At 43.5% G+C, this 15,310-nt stretch carries 11 protein-coding genes; 7 read left to right on the forward strand and 4 right to left on the reverse strand.

Going from position 1 to position 15,310, the window contains the following annotated elements; all coding sequences use genetic code 11:
* Positions 1 to 185: 185 nt before the first annotated feature.
* Entirely contained in the window at positions 186 to 341 is a 156-nt protein-coding gene (locus tag IEE83_RS33450; RefSeq protein WP_310588577.1) for a winged helix-turn-helix transcriptional regulator, read from the reverse strand.
* Positions 342 to 657: 316 nt separating this feature from the next.
* On the opposite strand from IEE83_RS33450, the gene IEE83_RS17245 reads away from it, so the two are divergent.
* From IEE83_RS17245 to IEE83_RS17260, 4 genes are all read left to right on the forward strand, one after another.
* Positions 658 to 1,857 (forward strand): ABC transporter permease, encoded by a 1,200-nt coding sequence (locus tag IEE83_RS17245; protein WP_194121776.1) that lies wholly within the window; start codon positions 658 to 660, stop codon positions 1,855 to 1,857.
* A 275-nt stretch (positions 1,858 to 2,132) separates the two neighbouring features.
* Positions 2,133 to 3,230 carry an NAD(P)-binding domain-containing protein gene (locus tag IEE83_RS17250; RefSeq protein ID WP_194121777.1) on the forward strand — a complete coding sequence of 366 codons (1,098 nt, stop codon included), beginning with the start codon at positions 2,133 to 2,135 and terminating at the stop codon, positions 3,228 to 3,230.
* 395 nt (positions 3,231 to 3,625) lie between these two features.
* Positions 3,626 to 3,964, forward strand: coding sequence for a PadR family transcriptional regulator (locus IEE83_RS17255; RefSeq protein ID WP_194121778.1), 339 nt, complete (start codon positions 3,626 to 3,628; stop codon positions 3,962 to 3,964).
* Positions 3,961 to 6,603 (forward strand): ABC transporter permease, encoded by a 2,643-nt coding sequence (locus tag IEE83_RS17260; protein ID WP_228101847.1) that lies wholly within the window; start codon positions 3,961 to 3,963, stop codon positions 6,601 to 6,603. The genes IEE83_RS17255 and IEE83_RS17260 overlap by 4 nt, the downstream gene beginning before the upstream one ends.
* Positions 6,604 to 6,948: 345 nt before the next feature.
* On the opposite strand, the gene IEE83_RS17265 is transcribed toward IEE83_RS17260, so the two are convergent.
* Positions 6,949 to 7,818 carry an SDR family oxidoreductase gene (locus tag IEE83_RS17265; RefSeq protein WP_194121779.1) on the reverse strand — a complete coding sequence of 290 codons (870 nt, stop codon included), beginning with the start codon at positions 7,816 to 7,818 and terminating at the stop codon, positions 6,949 to 6,951.
* Positions 7,819 to 7,938: 120 nt separating this feature from the next.
* Between IEE83_RS17265 and IEE83_RS17270 the strand changes: the two genes are divergently transcribed.
* Positions 7,939 to 8,253, forward strand: coding sequence for a winged helix-turn-helix transcriptional regulator (locus IEE83_RS17270; RefSeq protein WP_194121780.1), 315 nt, complete (start codon positions 7,939 to 7,941; stop codon positions 8,251 to 8,253).
* Between the two features lie 169 nt (positions 8,254 to 8,422).
* Here the strand turns inward: IEE83_RS17270 and IEE83_RS17275 are convergent, their stop codons facing one another.
* A complete protein-coding gene (locus IEE83_RS17275) occupies positions 8,423 to 9,919 on the reverse strand; it encodes a PQQ-dependent sugar dehydrogenase (RefSeq protein WP_194121781.1) in 1,497 nt (498 codons plus the stop codon).
* 662 nt (positions 9,920 to 10,581) lie between these two features.
* On the opposite strand from IEE83_RS17275, the gene IEE83_RS17280 reads away from it, so the two are divergent.
* Both IEE83_RS17280 and IEE83_RS17285 read left to right on the forward strand, forming a co-directional pair.
* Positions 10,582 to 10,782, forward strand: a complete 201-nt coding sequence (locus tag IEE83_RS17280) for a hypothetical protein (RefSeq protein ID WP_194121782.1) — start codon at positions 10,582 to 10,584, stop codon at positions 10,780 to 10,782.
* Between the two features lie 377 nt (positions 10,783 to 11,159).
* Positions 11,160 to 12,239, forward strand: a complete 1,080-nt coding sequence (locus IEE83_RS17285; RefSeq protein ID WP_194121783.1) for an AraC family transcriptional regulator — start codon at positions 11,160 to 11,162, stop codon at positions 12,237 to 12,239.
* Positions 12,240 to 12,669: 430 nt separating this feature from the next.
* Here the strand turns inward: IEE83_RS17285 and IEE83_RS17290 are convergent, their stop codons facing one another.
* Positions 12,670 to 15,309: an ABC transporter permease gene (locus IEE83_RS17290; protein ID WP_194121784.1), complete on the reverse strand. Its 2,640-nt coding sequence runs from the start codon at positions 15,307 to 15,309 to the stop codon at positions 12,670 to 12,672.
* Position 15,310 lies beyond the last annotated feature (1 nt).

Below are 15,310 nucleotides of genomic sequence, written 5' to 3' on the forward strand. Positions count from 1 at the left end.
GATTTTTAAAACCTATTAAATTGACTGCATGATGAACATTACCTGAATGTTCCGGCTATTTTATCGTTGTGACCTCTACCCCCATCTTCCATAGGCTTTGCAACGCTTTCTATACTTAAACAGTAGTCTGTCACCGTATATTCGATGCGAACCGGATAGTCATCTACGATCGTCCTCTTAATCATCTAATTCGCCTCTAAATTTTTTAATTCTTTGGACAGCACCCTGTTAGTGATGTGCGGAATAGAATTTGCTATGTCGTTGAACCGTTTGTTCCCGCTTTGCCTAACCCGTGGTTTGCGGTCATATTCTATATGACTACAGGCCCCTGACTTCTCAATACAAGATTCTCAACGGCAAGTCTTCAAAAAATTACCGTTGTCGTCTCGAAATGTTCGTAAAGGTTGGCTTTTTGATTTGAATTTACTTGATCAACACACGTTATACTGCCCCAAAACCTATGGTATTTCTTACACTTTCATTTATTTAGCCAATCAACTATAATCAATTTAGAGGATTGCAGATAACAACTCGTTTAGAGGTCTTCTAAAAATTTCATATCCGACCCAACCTCATTATGGTAATTGGAGTTTATTTCTTTGAAAGGCACGTCAAGAATGTCTGGGAGCTCAGAGATCTTACCACTTCTTTATCTCAATGGACAAAATTACTAAAAACACTCTATTCCTGTTTATCATATTAGCGGCAATCATGACAGCGGGGATATTTTTACTGGCATTTGCAGTACAGGAACTGCACTATGACATATTCATTACAAAGCCCAGGCCAAACCAAATTTACAGACTTGTTACAACCCGGAAAACTCCCTTAGAAAATAGCACTAGTATAATTACGCCTTGCCCCTCAACTTTCTTCCGCGATAATTTTACGGGTATTTCAAAGACAACCCAAATTTTATACAGCAAAGGTTTATTAAGTGCACAGAATACCTCTTTCACCACCGTCGATGGTTGGTTTGCAGATTCCTCACTGTTTGACATATTTACTTTTACATTTATCGAAGGTGCTCCTTATACAGCCTTGAATCAGCCAGCGAGTATTGTCCTGACCGAAAAAACCGCATTCCGTTTTTTTGGTTGCAAAAAAGCATTGGGGAAGAGCCTGTTTTTTGAACGTATGACTACACCTTTAAAAGTCACTGGTGTAGTCAGGGAAATTTCTGGCAATTCTCAAATCAAATCAAATTTTTACCTTTCCATGTCAACCTTTACGAAGGTACTTAATCCAGGAATAGATAGACAAATCCAAAGGTCAGGAGCAATCACCTTTGTTCTTCTTAAAGATGGGGAGGATAAAAATCAAGTAGAGAAAAACATTCTTGCATTACTGCAAACTAATCAGAACTTTAAAGTAAAAGGGACTGCTATGGATTATGAAGTGACGTTAACACCGCTTATAAATAGCGGGTTAATTCCACTGAGAAGAAATTATCATGTATTTGGACTGGGTATGTTGCTTGTTGTCGCTGTGCTCGTTCTGGTAAAATCGGTAATTTATTTGGCAAGAGGTACTTCTTCTGACCTTAGCATATCAGAAAAAAAATTAAACATATCTACCGGATCTTTTGCTTATATACTTTCAGCACGGGTTCTTTTTAAATCGCTTCTGGCTTTTCTTACAGCACTTCTGACGGTAGCGGGTATCATTCTCCTAGCCAAACTTTTTTTCAATTTCAAAATTGAAGCAATTTTTTCTGCTTTTGGTACCGCTACCGTCATCGCACTTATTTCTGTGATCCTAATTTGCATTATATCGTCGATTTGGGTTGCTCTTGTACATGTTTTCAATCCCATAGAAACTTATTTTTCAAAAAAAAAGAGGTATGGCCAAAGATGATCGCGTTACATAATGTTAGAAAATCCACACGGTCCTTCTCAAGTCCTTTTTTTAAAGATAAAATCCTAGTATAAAAAAACTCTTGTCCGGGAGACATTCATCAGATACTCGATTTGTATTATAAGTGTCAGATAAAACAACCGTTTTTAAACGCCACAAACCCTGCGAAGGTCAAAGTCAAACTACTTTACATTGTCAACTGTCCAAAATATATGCGCATTCATTGCTGGATATTAGCTTTGTCATCAGAACAGCTCAGAGAAAAGGAAGTATAAATGCCAGATAAAATCCGATACAAGACAAAGATTGCAGTCATAGGTGCTGGTCAGGCCGGCCTATCCGCAGCTTATCACTTAAAGAAATTGGGGCTAGCAATAGGACCTGATTTCATCATCCTTGATGCCGCGCCTTCCGCAGGCGGCGCTTGGCAATACCGTTGGCCCTCGCTAACGCTGAGCACCGTAAACAAAGTACATGATCTTCCGGGTATGTCTTTTGAGGAAACCCTCGAGAAAGCCGATAAGACCGTGCAGGCCAGCATTGCTGAACCACATTATTATGAGCTATACGAGCAAAAATTTGGCATTGAGGTCTACCGCCCAGTGAAAGTAGAAAATGTTTACCTGCGCAACGACCGGTTTTATATAGACACTTCCGAAACGCTATTTTCTGCAATGGGAATCATCAACGCAACCGGAACCTGGGAAAATCCTTATATTCCAAGCTACCCCGGAGCTGATCTGTTTCATGGCGAACAGTTACATACGAAGGATTTCAAAACTGCGGATTACTTCAAGGGCAAGCATGTTGTGGTGGTGGGCGCGGGTATATCTGCTATCCAACTGCTCGACCAGATTTCAAAAGTGACCACAACGACCTGGGTGACCCGCCGCCCACCCGTGTTTAGAGAACTTCCTTTCGACGAAGCCGCTGGTCATAACGCTGTGAGTTTAGTAGATGAAAGGGTAAGAAATGGTTTGCCGCCATTATCGGTCGTTTCCGTTACAGGACTTCCCCTTTCACCAGAAGTCATAGACATGAAAAAGAGAGGCGTAATTAACCGCTTTCCCATGTTCAGCGAAATCACAAGGGACGGAGTAAAATGGGAAGATGGCAGAGAGCAAAAGGCCGATATAATTCTATGGAACACCGGTTTTAAAGGAGCGCTGCAGCATTTGGATGCGGTTTTACCCAGAGAGCAGAGCGGTGGGATTATAATGGCTGGCAGATTAGCGACCATGGTTGCAAAAGAGCCACGCATCCATTTGCCCGGATACGGCCCGTCGGCTTCCACTATTGGAGCAAACCGCGCGGGATCAGTTGCGGTGCGGGAGCTGATGACTACGTTGGGTTTGGCTGAACGACGATCCTAATAACTTATAAAAAGCGCCTTTTAAAAGTTGTACAAAGTCGGGTGATTTTGACAATTTAACCATCAGCAAAATCGCTTGTGAAAAGACGCCTTTGGTCGGCAGTACCTGGCTATTCATGTCTGTCAATCGCTGAGGGGAGAGCATAATTGAAAAATTAGGCATCAATCCATGGTTAGTCTGTCTTAGCAAGTTATTAGACAGAAAGCTCATGAATCCTTGAAGGGTGAGATAGCTATAAAAAATTTATACCTGTTCGTAAACCGCACAAGCCTGTTCAATTTCGGACACTAGCCATGCGGCCAATAATTCACAAGTCGCTATTTTAAAGGACGTTAACCTCCACCTTATTCCCTGGCAAGCTATTTTATCAGCAAAAGTAGAGTTAACTTAAAATTATGAAGCGGACCTATCTTGGAGAATTTGAAGAAATTGTGTTGCTGGCTGTTGCCGTCATGCAGGGCGAGGCTTACGGCGTGGCAGTAATGCACGATATTGTCGAACAAACCGGACGGGACCTTCGGTTGAACCAGGTGCATTCGGCCTTACATCGCCTGGAAGAAAAAGGAATGGTAAAATCCAGATTGGGTGAACCGACAGCAGAGCGAGGCGGGAAACGAAAACGTTTATTCGTGGTAACCGCATACGGGGAGAGAACCTTACAGGAAATCCATCATGTGCGGCTCAATTTCTGGGACAAACTGACAAACCCTTTCAAACTAGCTGCCGATTTATGAAAAGGCAAGCATTTAAAGCCCCAGCTCCGCCCCTATGGGCTGTCCTCTTTTTGAGATGGTTTTGTGCACCGGATATGGTCGAGACCATCGAAGGCGATTTGCACGAAGAATTTTTGCATCAGGTCAAACGAAGGGGGGTACAAGCGGCCAGGCGGCGTTACTGGCTTGAAGTATTTGGATTTATGAAATTGAAATACATTAAGAAGCAGCCTTTGTTATCAACCGCCCGGCGGTCCAACTCTTTATTAACCCCTGATATGATAGTTAATTATTTCAAAATTGCCATTAGGAGCATCTGGCGTAATAAAGCTGTGTCTGCGATCAACATGCTTGGACTCATGCTGGGATTGACTTCCAGCTTATTGATTTTTCTTTGGATCAGTGATGAAGTTAATATGGACCGCTATCATACCAACGGGCCTCAGCTATACCGTCTGATGTGGCGGCAAATCACAGAAGGAAAGCGGATGGCCATGGGTTCTACACCGGGCCCAACCGCAGACGAGTTTAAAAAGAAATTCCCGGAAATTGTCCATACATCGGTTTTTACGGCCCGGAGCAAGGCAATGACATTGAAGGTCGGGGAAAAGATTTTCAAAGAAACAGGTGACTGGGCTGGTGCTGACTGGTTTAAGATGTTGGATATAAGGCTGCTGGCCGGCTCGCCGGAAACTGCGCTAAGGGATCCAAACAGCATCTCCATTTCGCGAAAGCTGGCAGATAATTATTTCGGCGGCGTTCAAAATGCGGTCGGAAAATCGATCCGGATCGACAATAAGGAAGAATTTCAGGTTACTTCGGTTTTTGAAAACCTGCCACTAAACACCTCCCAGAAATATGATTTCCTGCTTTCCTGGGCTAGTTTTCTCAATCAGAACCCTTGGGCAAAGGAATGGGGCAATCCAAGTCCCTGGACACTGGTGCAATTACGTGCGGACAGTGATGTTGCGGCTTTTGAAGCCAAGATAAAACATGCTTTACGAAGTTACCTGAGCATCAATGCCAAAAATGCGGCGCGGTTTGACGTAGAACTTTTTCTGCAACCCTATGAAGACATTTATCTGCATTCGGAAACAGATAACGGGGAAATTTCCGGCGGCAGGATCGACTACGTTCATTTATTTGCAATTGTGGGCGTGATCGTATTGCTGATTGCTTGCATTAATTTCATGAACCTTTCCACCGCCCAGACTGCCAGAAGAGCAAGGGAAGTTGGTGTAAGAAAAGTGGTGGGGGCCAGTCGCTCCCGACTTACCATTCAGTTTCTTGGAGAGGCGCTGCTGCTGACTTTTGCTGCTGCGCTCGGCGCGCTTGGGCTGGTGATTTTGCTCTTACCCGCTTTCAACCAGCTTACCGGAAAAGCGATTGCATTGCACATGACAGACTGGAATTTTTCCTTGGCTATGTTTACGATCGTAGCTGTCACAGGGGGTTTGGCGGGAAGTTATCCTGCCATGTATCTTTCCTCCTTACGTCCAATCAGTGTTTTAAAGGGTGCATTAAAATCTAAACGGTCAACCACTATGTTCCGTGAGGGCTTGGTCGTGATCCAGTTTACCATTTCAATGGTGCTGATGATCGGGACATTCGTGGTATACCGGCAGATGAATTTTATTCAGGAGAAAAATCTGGGTTTCGACCGTGAAAACCTTATTTACGTTCCAATGGAAGGGAGATTGTTAGAAAGATATAGCGTCTTAAAACAGGAACTTCTGCATATGCCCGGAGTTTACGGTGTTTCCCGAATGGATTATCAGCCCAGCAGCATTGGGAGCGGCACTACCCAGGTGGACTGGACAGGAAAAGATCCTTCTGTAAACATTCAGTTTGCGCAGGTTTCTGTTGGGTACGACATGGACAGTGTGCTGAAAATGAAATTGAAAGAAGGCCGTTACTTTTCGCCGGCGCTGACCACGGACTCTTCCGGATATGTAATTAATGAAGAGGCTGCACGCCGGATTGGCTACAAGGACCCTATTGGTCAGCCGCTGTCCCTATGGGGGAAGCAGGGCAAGATCCTGGGTATCATTAAAGACTTCCATTTTCAGTCGTTGAGAGAACCGGTCAAACCATTGGTTATGTGGTTTGGGGAAAAAAATAATTATGGGAACCTGCTTGTGAGAACGCAACCTGGGCAGACCCGATATGCATTGGCCAGTCTCGAAACCATTTGTAAAAAGCTTGACCCCAGTTTTGTGTTCACATACAGCTTTGCCGATCAGGAATATGAGAAAATGTATAAAAATGAACAGGTTATCGGAACGTTGGGCAATTACTTTGCTTTCCTTTCCATTTTCATTTCCTGTCTGGGATTATTCGGCCTCGCCTCATTCATGGCTCAACAACGCAGGAAAGAAATAGGAATCCGGAAGGTACTGGGCGCAACCGTTTTGGGCATCGTCGGACTGCTTTCTCATCATTTTCTCAGGCTCATTCTGATCGCAATTCTGATCGCCTGTCCTACCGCGTGGTGGGCCATGGACAAATGGCTGAGTGGATTCAAATACAGGCAAGAGCTATCGTGGTGGACTTTCCCAGCAACCGCCGGTTTGCTTATTGGAATAGCACTGGTGACGGTCAGTTATCAAAGTGTAAGAGCGGCCCTTTTGGATCCGGGGAAAATTCTAAAAAGTGAGTGACTAATAGCTTTTAAAGATTCAATCCTTTTCTTTCTTATAAATCATTCTCACAAAATCCTAGAAGTTGACACAGTCGTCCTTTCCGCAAAGAAAGGTGGTAAGAGTCCAGCGGGCGGGACGCTTTCTGGGATTTCGAAAGTTGATGATTAGCGGAGTTCTGCCCCATTGAACTTGTAAATTATTGATACATACCGAACTTTTATACCTGACGGTTAACGCTAAAAGTATGTTTATTCCGTTGCGCTAGCAACAATCCTGATTTAGTCTATCTAAGAGATTTTTGATAACATCCAGCCCGGTAAGCTCCCAGGCCCGGATGTTACTAATAATACAAGATTCTTTGAATTATTTACCGTAAATGCTTCTTAAAAAATCTCTTAAAGATATCGGACTTCTCCCTAATAATTGTTTGACATCACTTTGATTTGTATCGAATTCACCCTTAGCTATTGCCCCGGCGTACCTTGCCAGATATTCTGCATCATCGTTGGAAACCCCTAGCTGAACAAGCTGGGCAACATAGGACATTATCTCAGTTTGGTTGTAAGCTATCGTTGTCCCTGTAATCTCTGATATGATGTCAGCAATCTCAGCGAAGGAGAAAGCAGTCTCAGCAGCAATGACATATTCCTTATTTTCGTGGCCCGAAGTAGTCAATACAACGGCTAAGGCTTCTGCCATTTCTGTTATCGGTAAAAAAGGTGTTTTACCATTTCCGGCAGGGATGGAAATACCTTCATCTAATATATTATTTCCGGAAATTATGGGAATCATGTCAGCATACATTGTATTAGACATCAAAGTATATGGTACAGCGATCTGTTTTAGATATTCACTTGTGTCTGCGTGGTAGTCAACATCTGCAACCATTATACTTCCACGCAGATCTTTCATATTAAAGCTGGTGTAAATGATATGACTAACACCAGTTTCCTTCGCCGCATTAATTACGTTTTTATGTTGCATAAACCTGTGCGTTATTTCCGAGGAAGAGGATATCAGCAGTAGCTTTTCCACACCTTGGAACGCACTTTTTAAAGACTCAAAATTCTGATAGTCGCCAACCCGCACGTGAACGCCTTTTGATTGAAGATCTGCCGATTTGGATTCATCTCTTACTAATGCTGCAATATTGTTTGCGGGTATGCCTTTATTCAGTAAAGAATTAATGGTGGCATTGCCTAAATTACCGGTTGCACCAGTTACTAAAATCATAGTTTTTATTTTAAGATAAATGATCAATTACTTTCATTAGGCGAAGAAACTGAAATCGGCACTAAAAAATACGTTATTCTGTTGACAACAAAATAAATAGGGGTAACCAAAAAGTGACTAATGAAAAATAATACAGAATACGGTGATTGTCCTGCCGCCGAAACCATAGCTTTGCTTGGAGGACGGTGGAAATTAATTATTTTGCATGTGCTTTGTAAGCATTCCAGGCGATTTGGAGAAATCAGGGTCCGTATACCTTCTATTTCAAAAAAAGTTTTAACTGAACAATTGAAAGAACTGGAAGCTGATGGCTTAATTAGCAGGGAACAATTCAAGGAGTATCCCCCTCGGGTAGAATATGCGCTCACAGATTTTGGTGAAAGCCTTCGCCCATTGTTAGCTTATATGTCAGCATGGAAAAAAGAAAAAGTTTAGGATTGGCATTGCAACAAGAAGAGCTTAAAAGGTCAAGCGGCGATCTTCTTTTCGTTTAAAAGTTCTTCGAGCGCTGTTAAAAGTGATTTTCGAGAATTATATTGGATGCCTGGATTCCAGCCAAGCAAATACAGAATTTAGTTTAATTACAGAAGTGGATCAATTCTTCTCAAAATCCCGTATTTTTAACCCTTATCAATTTCCCGTTCACTTCATCTGACAACAAATACAATTTTCCCATTGGGCTTTGGATTACTTTCCGTATTCTTAGACGGTCATCGGTAAATAACTCTTCGGCGCTTTTTACGGTCTCCCCTGCCATGACCAGCCGCCACAAGCTGCCTTTCGACAATCCGCCGACAAGCAAATTGTGGTTCCATGCGGCAAACTCAGTCCCCCAGTAAACATGCAGGCCTGTTGGCGCGACAGTCTGCATCCATGACCATACAGGCTCGGTATATTTATTACCCCGAATCGGCGCAGGTGCATATTCTGCAAAGCGGTATTTTCCTGTTGTCTTCATAGGCCAGCCGTAATTGGCCCCAGCCTTCAACACATTGATCTCATCTCCCTGGTGTGTCCCATGCTCGCTGAACCAGATCTTGCCAGTATGAAGATCACGCGTAAGACCTTGGGCCGCCCTGATACCCGTTGCATATAAACCTGGAATTGCCTTATCTCCAAAGTCGGGGTTATCATTTGGGATAGTTCCATCGGAATTTATCCTGTATATTTTCCCTCTCTTATCTTCCACATTCTGTGCAATGGGAATGGAAGGTTCATCTTTCTCAGTAAATATCCTCTCGCCAATTGTAAAATAGAGCTTACCATCAGTTCCGAAAAGCATTCCACCACCATAGTGGACCCGCTGATCGGCATAGGGTTCCGCCACAAAAAGCACTTTGATTTGTTGTAATGATGCGTTTTCAAGGACAGCCCTGACAATTTTCGTGGTTCTGCCATTCTGCGCTTTCGCAGCATAAGACAGGTAAATATATCTGTTGGATTTAAAATCCGGATCGATCAACACGTCGAATTTGCCCGTATTATCTCCAAAACCATTCAGGCCATCTTCCAGGTCGGAAGGAAAGCCCTTTATCCTGGTTTTTTCCTTACTCTGAAAGTTGTATTTTATCAAATCACCTTCCTTTTCTGAGATCAATACTTCGTCCTCTGAAAGAAAGGCCATACTCCAGGGGCGTTTCAGACCGTCTAAAACAATTTCTTTCTGAGGTAATACATCGTTTGTTTTATGAGGTGTGCGGGTTGATACTTTATCAGCGATCTTCCAGCCCTCAGTAGTTTTCATCAGATTGAAGTAATCAGTAAAAACCTCCCGTTCATTGATAATTTCAACTTTTGCGCTGCCCATATTATTGGTAATATCCAAGGAAACAATGTTTGTACTCAGATTTTTTGTCCGGGCGTGTGGTTTGAATAGCCCAAGGTATTGGCTTTTAGAAAAACTCGTAAATTTTCCGTCCCGGTAGTTCTTCAAAAAACACGAAGCATGCATAGCCTTGCCCAGCTTTGCTGTATCGCCCGTTGCCCAGCCTTCAAAATAGAGTTGAATGGTATTTTCGATTAATTGCCTTTCAGTTGGCTGGTTTTGGCATAAGGCCTGAAAACCGGTCACTAAGCTTAAGAATAAGATTGTCCTTTTCATTAAAAAGTAATTTTGATTGTCAAAATGAAACCGTTCCATTTCGTTTCGCAAATCTGTGGTTTACTTTGAAAATGAAAGTGCAGCAATCCTGATTCAGGAGTACTAATTTATAAATCCGTACGATCCGACCCTCTCCGAATGACAGGATCCTAGTCTTTGATTCATTTAAAGGCTGAGAAAATGTGGATTGGATCCCAGCCAACCAGATCGCTAATAACAGGATTCAAAAGTCATTATCCTTTTTTAGTTGCTGTACGCCGAATACTCTTATTTACTATTGCATCTGGATTAACTTCGCGTCCGCTTACGCAATCCTGCCGTCCAGTTTCCAACAGTCTCAAATTAAAGAAAAATTACAATACCCTAATAAGCTACACATTACCACCATTACGTCTTTTGGAACGTTATTTGTTTAGCAAATATTAATAAAATCAGTCGATTTGATAAATGGGAAGATCCTTCTAATGACGAACGCCTACTCAGGGCACCAGCCCCTGAAACAAATCTTCGAACCGGTCAGGTTGGCTGTTAACAAGCTTGACCCGCAACTGTTTGGGTAGGGCTAGCAGATCGGACGGCTCACCGGGAAGAGGCATCCATTATAGCAGGCCGGTAAGGACCTAAGTTCGGAGATCATTCGTCGTATCGATCAGCATCGTACAGTGATTCTATTTGACAACGCTCATTATAATGCGCATGAAATCGGCGTTCGGGCCATGAAACTGCTGGGTGGCGAGCAGTTTCCACTACCGAAGCACAGTATTGTCCGGTTATATGAGATCACGCTAAGAAAAGATGGTGCAGTGGCAGCTGCAAAATTTAAAAAGGATACGGATATTATCAGTTGTCCAAGGATGAAATGAATCAGCTCGGCTATGATTTTCTTGCTAAGAAAAACCCCTATCATCGTGCTGAAACGCATTTCTACCCTAAGGATTTTAAAACGCTCAAATTAAATACGGGCCTGCGTACTTAGGCCTGAAACACGTTTGATAGTTATTCACAGGTGTTGCTACAACCAGGCAACCCGATTAAGCAGCAGCAATGTATCAGCGGTCCATCCAACTGAATCCCGGCCAAGGCGGCAAAAAGGCGTTGGAAATGATCCGAAATCAAAAAAAGATAAATAATAAACACTGATCGTTGGGATTAGATTCCTATTTTTAGGTAATTATTGGTGGAAGAAACTACAAATTTTTTCACGAACTCTCCTTTGATTCTAGTTTATTATTTTTGAAACATGACTCTTGGCCAGCAACTTCTTTTTTTAATCAGTGCACTTGGCGTTTTTAACGGCTTAGTCATTAGCGCTTATCTACTGTTGTTAAAAAAGGACAATCCCCCCGCATCCACTTTTCTGGGCTTACTGGTATTCATGTTAAGCATCCGAATTTGCAAAGCTATTTTTCTATACTTTAATCCTGAGCTTCCCAGGATCTATGTTCAGATTGGTCTTTCCGGATGCCTTTTGATCGGACCTTCGCTTTTTTATTTTATCAAAGCTTCACTTGCGAACGTTTCCCATACGGCAGCAAGCTGGAAATACTCTTACCTATTTTGGGTGCTGCTGGTGGCTATCGGTTTCTGTTTCCCCTACGCTTCGCACCCGGCTTTCTGGAAAGTTTATATCCCCAAGCTTATTTATCTGCAATGGGCCATTTTTGTGATCCTTTCCGGATGGCTGCTGCGCAGGCAGTTTAGCCTTCTATTCTATGCCAGAGGAAAGCTTACAATTGCAGAAGTTTCCGTCCTTTCGATTTACGGCGGCGCGCTGATTGTTCACATCGCCTTTGTCCTGGCCGCGATTGGATTTTTTAAGACGATGTACATTAGCGGAGGTCTGTTCTTTTCTCTTTTACTATACCTTAATATTCTGCTATTTGTCAACAGTAAAAAGCACAATACCATATTCGCTGGCCCACTTGCTGGTGAGAAAGAAAAATATGGTCATAAAAAGATCGATTCTCAGAAGGCGATGGTTCTGGCGGACAAGCTGCATCAGCTAATTGTTGAACAACAACTTTTTAAAAACCCGGATCTGAAAATCGGTGACCTAGCTAAAAAAATTAATATACCAGCCCACCAGCTTTCCCAACTGCTAAACGACAATCTGAAATGTAGCTTTTCTACCTATATCAACGAATTTCGCATCATCCAGGCCTGCGAGCTGATTGCAAATGACAAAGGGATCAAACTGGAAGAGATCGGCTACGAGGTGGGTTTTAACTCAAAGTCTACTTTCTATACTGCTTTTAAAAAACACAAAGGCGCAACCCCGGCCCAGTTCAAAGAACAGCTGTCGACTGCCGGTCCCATTTGACCAGTCTATGTTTCGATAAGATCGGTCCGTGGAATATAGCTTGATGCTGTTATGCAAACGTGTAAGCATTGTCTCCCCCGGAAATCGGCCGTCTACTGGAAAATGTCTCATTACTTTAAAGCAAGACTTTGTTTGGGAGATTGTAACCTATGCTGTTTTAAAAAAGTATTAAAAGGCAATGTTAACGCACGTATCATGCACACGCAAATATATTACCTTTTCATTACTTTCTCTAAATCTCAGCAAACATAGCTTGCCAGGAACCGGCAACGCTCAAATGCTGTAAGGCTTGATTACAATGATTTATATGAAGAAGTTAAAACATTCCCTATTTTCCAGTTGTCATTAAAAAAAACTCATCATCCAAATCATCATCAATCAAAGCAATTAATTGTTTAATCCATATTGTCACAGCTGACCATGGCAGCAGTTATTCCGTGCGCAAGGTCATAATGGGGTTGATCATCGAAGCTTTGACACTTCTGAATGCCACTGTAATGGACGCTACTGAGAATGTTGTCATAAGAGCTAGCGCAAAGACTCCGGGTCCTGGCACGATGTGGTATGCGAAATCGTTGAGCCAACGGCTCATAATCCACAATGCCAGCGGAGCAGCCAGCATGAAAGCAATCAATAGCAACCGGATAAATTCCTTCCCGAACAGCCAGAGAATGTCCGAAGTGTTTGCTCCAAGCACTTTGCGAACACCAATTTCCTTGGTCTTTTGATTGGCCATAAAGGATACCAGGCCATACAGGCCAAGACACCCTACAAAAATTGCTACTGCGGCGAAAGCCTGTATCAGGCGGAGAAGCATATTGTCAAGCTTGTAAAACCGTTCAATGTCCTCATCCATGAACTGGTAGGTAAAAATCGATGAAGGATAAATGTTAGTCCATTCTGCTTTCATCTGATCAATGGTGGTGGCCATGTACGATAAGTTTATTTTTAGCGCGCAACTGTTATAAACCTCGCTATGGGTTGTCAGACACAGTGGCTCTATAGCCAGCCGCAGGGAGCGGAAGTGAAAGTCTTTCACCACGCCAACAATTGTTCCCCGGCGACCGTTGATCGTAGCAGGCTTACCCAATGCGTCATCCGACGTTTTCAAACCCAGCGCTTTCACAGCCGTCTCGTTGAGCAAATACTCGCGGATCGTGTCAGAGATAAAAAGGTTACGACCAGCGATTAGCGGGATTTTGAACATCGGCACATATTGATCGTCTGCCGCTTTAATGGAAATTGAAAACTTTTCCGGTTCAGGACGCATATCAAACTGAATATTGGTGCTACCTATGGCATCCGATGCGGGAGGTGTATCAAAGAACGTTACATTATCAATGCCCGAAAGCCTGCTAAGTTCAGTTCCCAACGTTTTGATTTTTGTTTGTTGGTTGTCGGGGATAGGCAGGATCACGACTGCTTCTTTTTGAAAACCCATGTCTGCTTGCTGGGAATAACGCAGCTGACTTGTAATAACCAAAGTACCAATGATCAGAAGCTGGGAAATTGCAAACTGTCCAATAACCAGCCCCCTACGCACCGAGAACATGCCGGGCGTTTGTAGCGTCAGTTTACCTTTCAATGCGGCCACGGGCTGAAACCGGGCCAAAATTAATCCTGGGTACGCACCAGAGCAAAAGATTACAACGATCAGTAATATACCCAAAAATACAGGCAGGGTTTTGTCCTGAAAGGGATTAATGGAAAGGTTTATCTCAAACAACCGGTTTACGAAAGGTAGCGCCAGGTGTGCCAGACCCGCAGCAATTACCAGCGCACCCGTTGCAATAATGGCCGTCTCGATCATAAACTGCCAGAAAAGTGAGCCCTCTCGACTACCTAATGCTTTACGTACACCGATTTCACGTGACCTGCCAACGGCTTGCGCGGTAGCCAGGTTTACAAAGTTGACGCATGCGGTCAGCACCAGAAAGAAGCCAATCCACCCAAAGGTCTGAAGGTTTTTTTTGTCTACTTTTCCACGCAAATCCATATTGAAATGAACATCGGACAGCGGTTGTAGCTTAAACCGAAAATACTTAGCCATTTCCTTGTCATAATGCGTGCTAGAAATCGCAGGCAGCACCGCCTTGTTGACCGAGGCAGCCGTCACGCCGGGCTTCAACCGCACGAAGCACTGCATTTCTTTGTTGACGCTCATCCACCAGTCCTTTTCAACCATCCACGGACTATGATCCTGCAAATTGACGAACGGAACAAAGATTTGCGAATGAAAATCAGTGTTGGGCGGCAAATCACGCAGTACACCAGTCACCCGTACCATTAATGAATCATCGATCCGCAGCAGTTGTCCGACTGCCGCAGTGTTCCCAAAATATTTCCTTGCTGTTTGCTTGGTAATCAACGCGGTGTTAGGCTCGCGCAGTACCGACCGGGAGTCACCTTCAATCAGAGGGAAATTGAAAATATCGAAAAAATCGGCGTCAGCGAAAGCGATATCTTCTTCAAACTTTTTCTGCGGGTTGAGCGATACTACCCGTTTAGGCAGAAATGCAATCCGGCCCACTTTCTGGGCAACATCGTGTTCTGCCCGGAAAGCCTGGCCCAATGGATTCGGCACACCTGTGCTGTAGCTGATTTTTTCACCATGTAATTCTGAATATATGCGGTAAATCCTGTCTTTATCTGCATGAAAATCCTCAAAGCTCAGATGGTACCTCACCAACGTAAAAATCAGGATAGCACAAGCAATGCCCAGGCTAAGGCTGATCGTGTTAATCAGCGTATAGGATTTTTGCCGGTTTAATTTCCTAAAGGCAACTTTGATGTAATTATTAAGCATGACAATGGGATTGGGTTTAGAAAAATCGGTTGAATGTTGTGTTAGCCTGGCCGCGGTTGCATTTTTCCGCCAGAGCCGGGGATGGATTAACAGGATTACATCCAGTACGTATAACCACTGCGCTGGAAGCTCACCCAGCCGCATGCTACGTTTTTGGAACAGTTCAAACAGGTCTCCCAGGATCTCTTCCCGCAGGTGCGGGGCAGCCATGTTTTCAATCAGACGTTCGGCCCAGCGTGGTGGCGAGTTCGTTTCACGTTTCATA

It is taken from the genome of Dyadobacter subterraneus (assembly GCF_015221875.1).
GTDB lineage: Bacteria > Bacteroidota > Bacteroidia > Cytophagales > Spirosomataceae > Dyadobacter > Dyadobacter subterraneus.

Coding starts and splice junctions, on each gene's coding strand:
- IEE83_RS17245 (WP_194121776.1), top strand. CDS start 658: ATGGACAAAATTACTAAAAACACTCTATTCCTGTTTATCATATTAGCG.
- IEE83_RS17250 (WP_194121777.1), top strand. CDS start 2,133: ATGCCAGATAAAATCCGATACAAGACAAAGATTGCAGTCATAGGTGCT.
- IEE83_RS17255 (WP_194121778.1), top strand. CDS start 3,626: ATGAAGCGGACCTATCTTGGAGAATTTGAAGAAATTGTGTTGCTGGCT.
- IEE83_RS17260 (WP_228101847.1), top strand. CDS start 3,961: ATGAAAAGGCAAGCATTTAAAGCCCCAGCTCCGCCCCTATGGGCTGTC.
- IEE83_RS17265 (WP_194121779.1), bottom strand. CDS start 7,818: ATGATTTTAGTAACTGGTGCAACCGGTAATTTAGGCAATGCCACCATT.
- IEE83_RS17270 (WP_194121780.1), top strand. CDS start 7,939: ATGAAAAATAATACAGAATACGGTGATTGTCCTGCCGCCGAAACCATA.
- IEE83_RS17275 (WP_194121781.1), bottom strand. CDS start 9,919: ATGAAAAGGACAATCTTATTCTTAAGCTTAGTGACCGGTTTTCAGGCC.
- IEE83_RS17285 (WP_194121783.1), top strand. CDS start 11,160: ATGACTCTTGGCCAGCAACTTCTTTTTTTAATCAGTGCACTTGGCGTT.
- IEE83_RS17290 (WP_194121784.1), bottom strand. CDS start 15,309: ATGAAACGTGAAACGAACTCGCCACCACGCTGGGCCGAACGTCTGATT.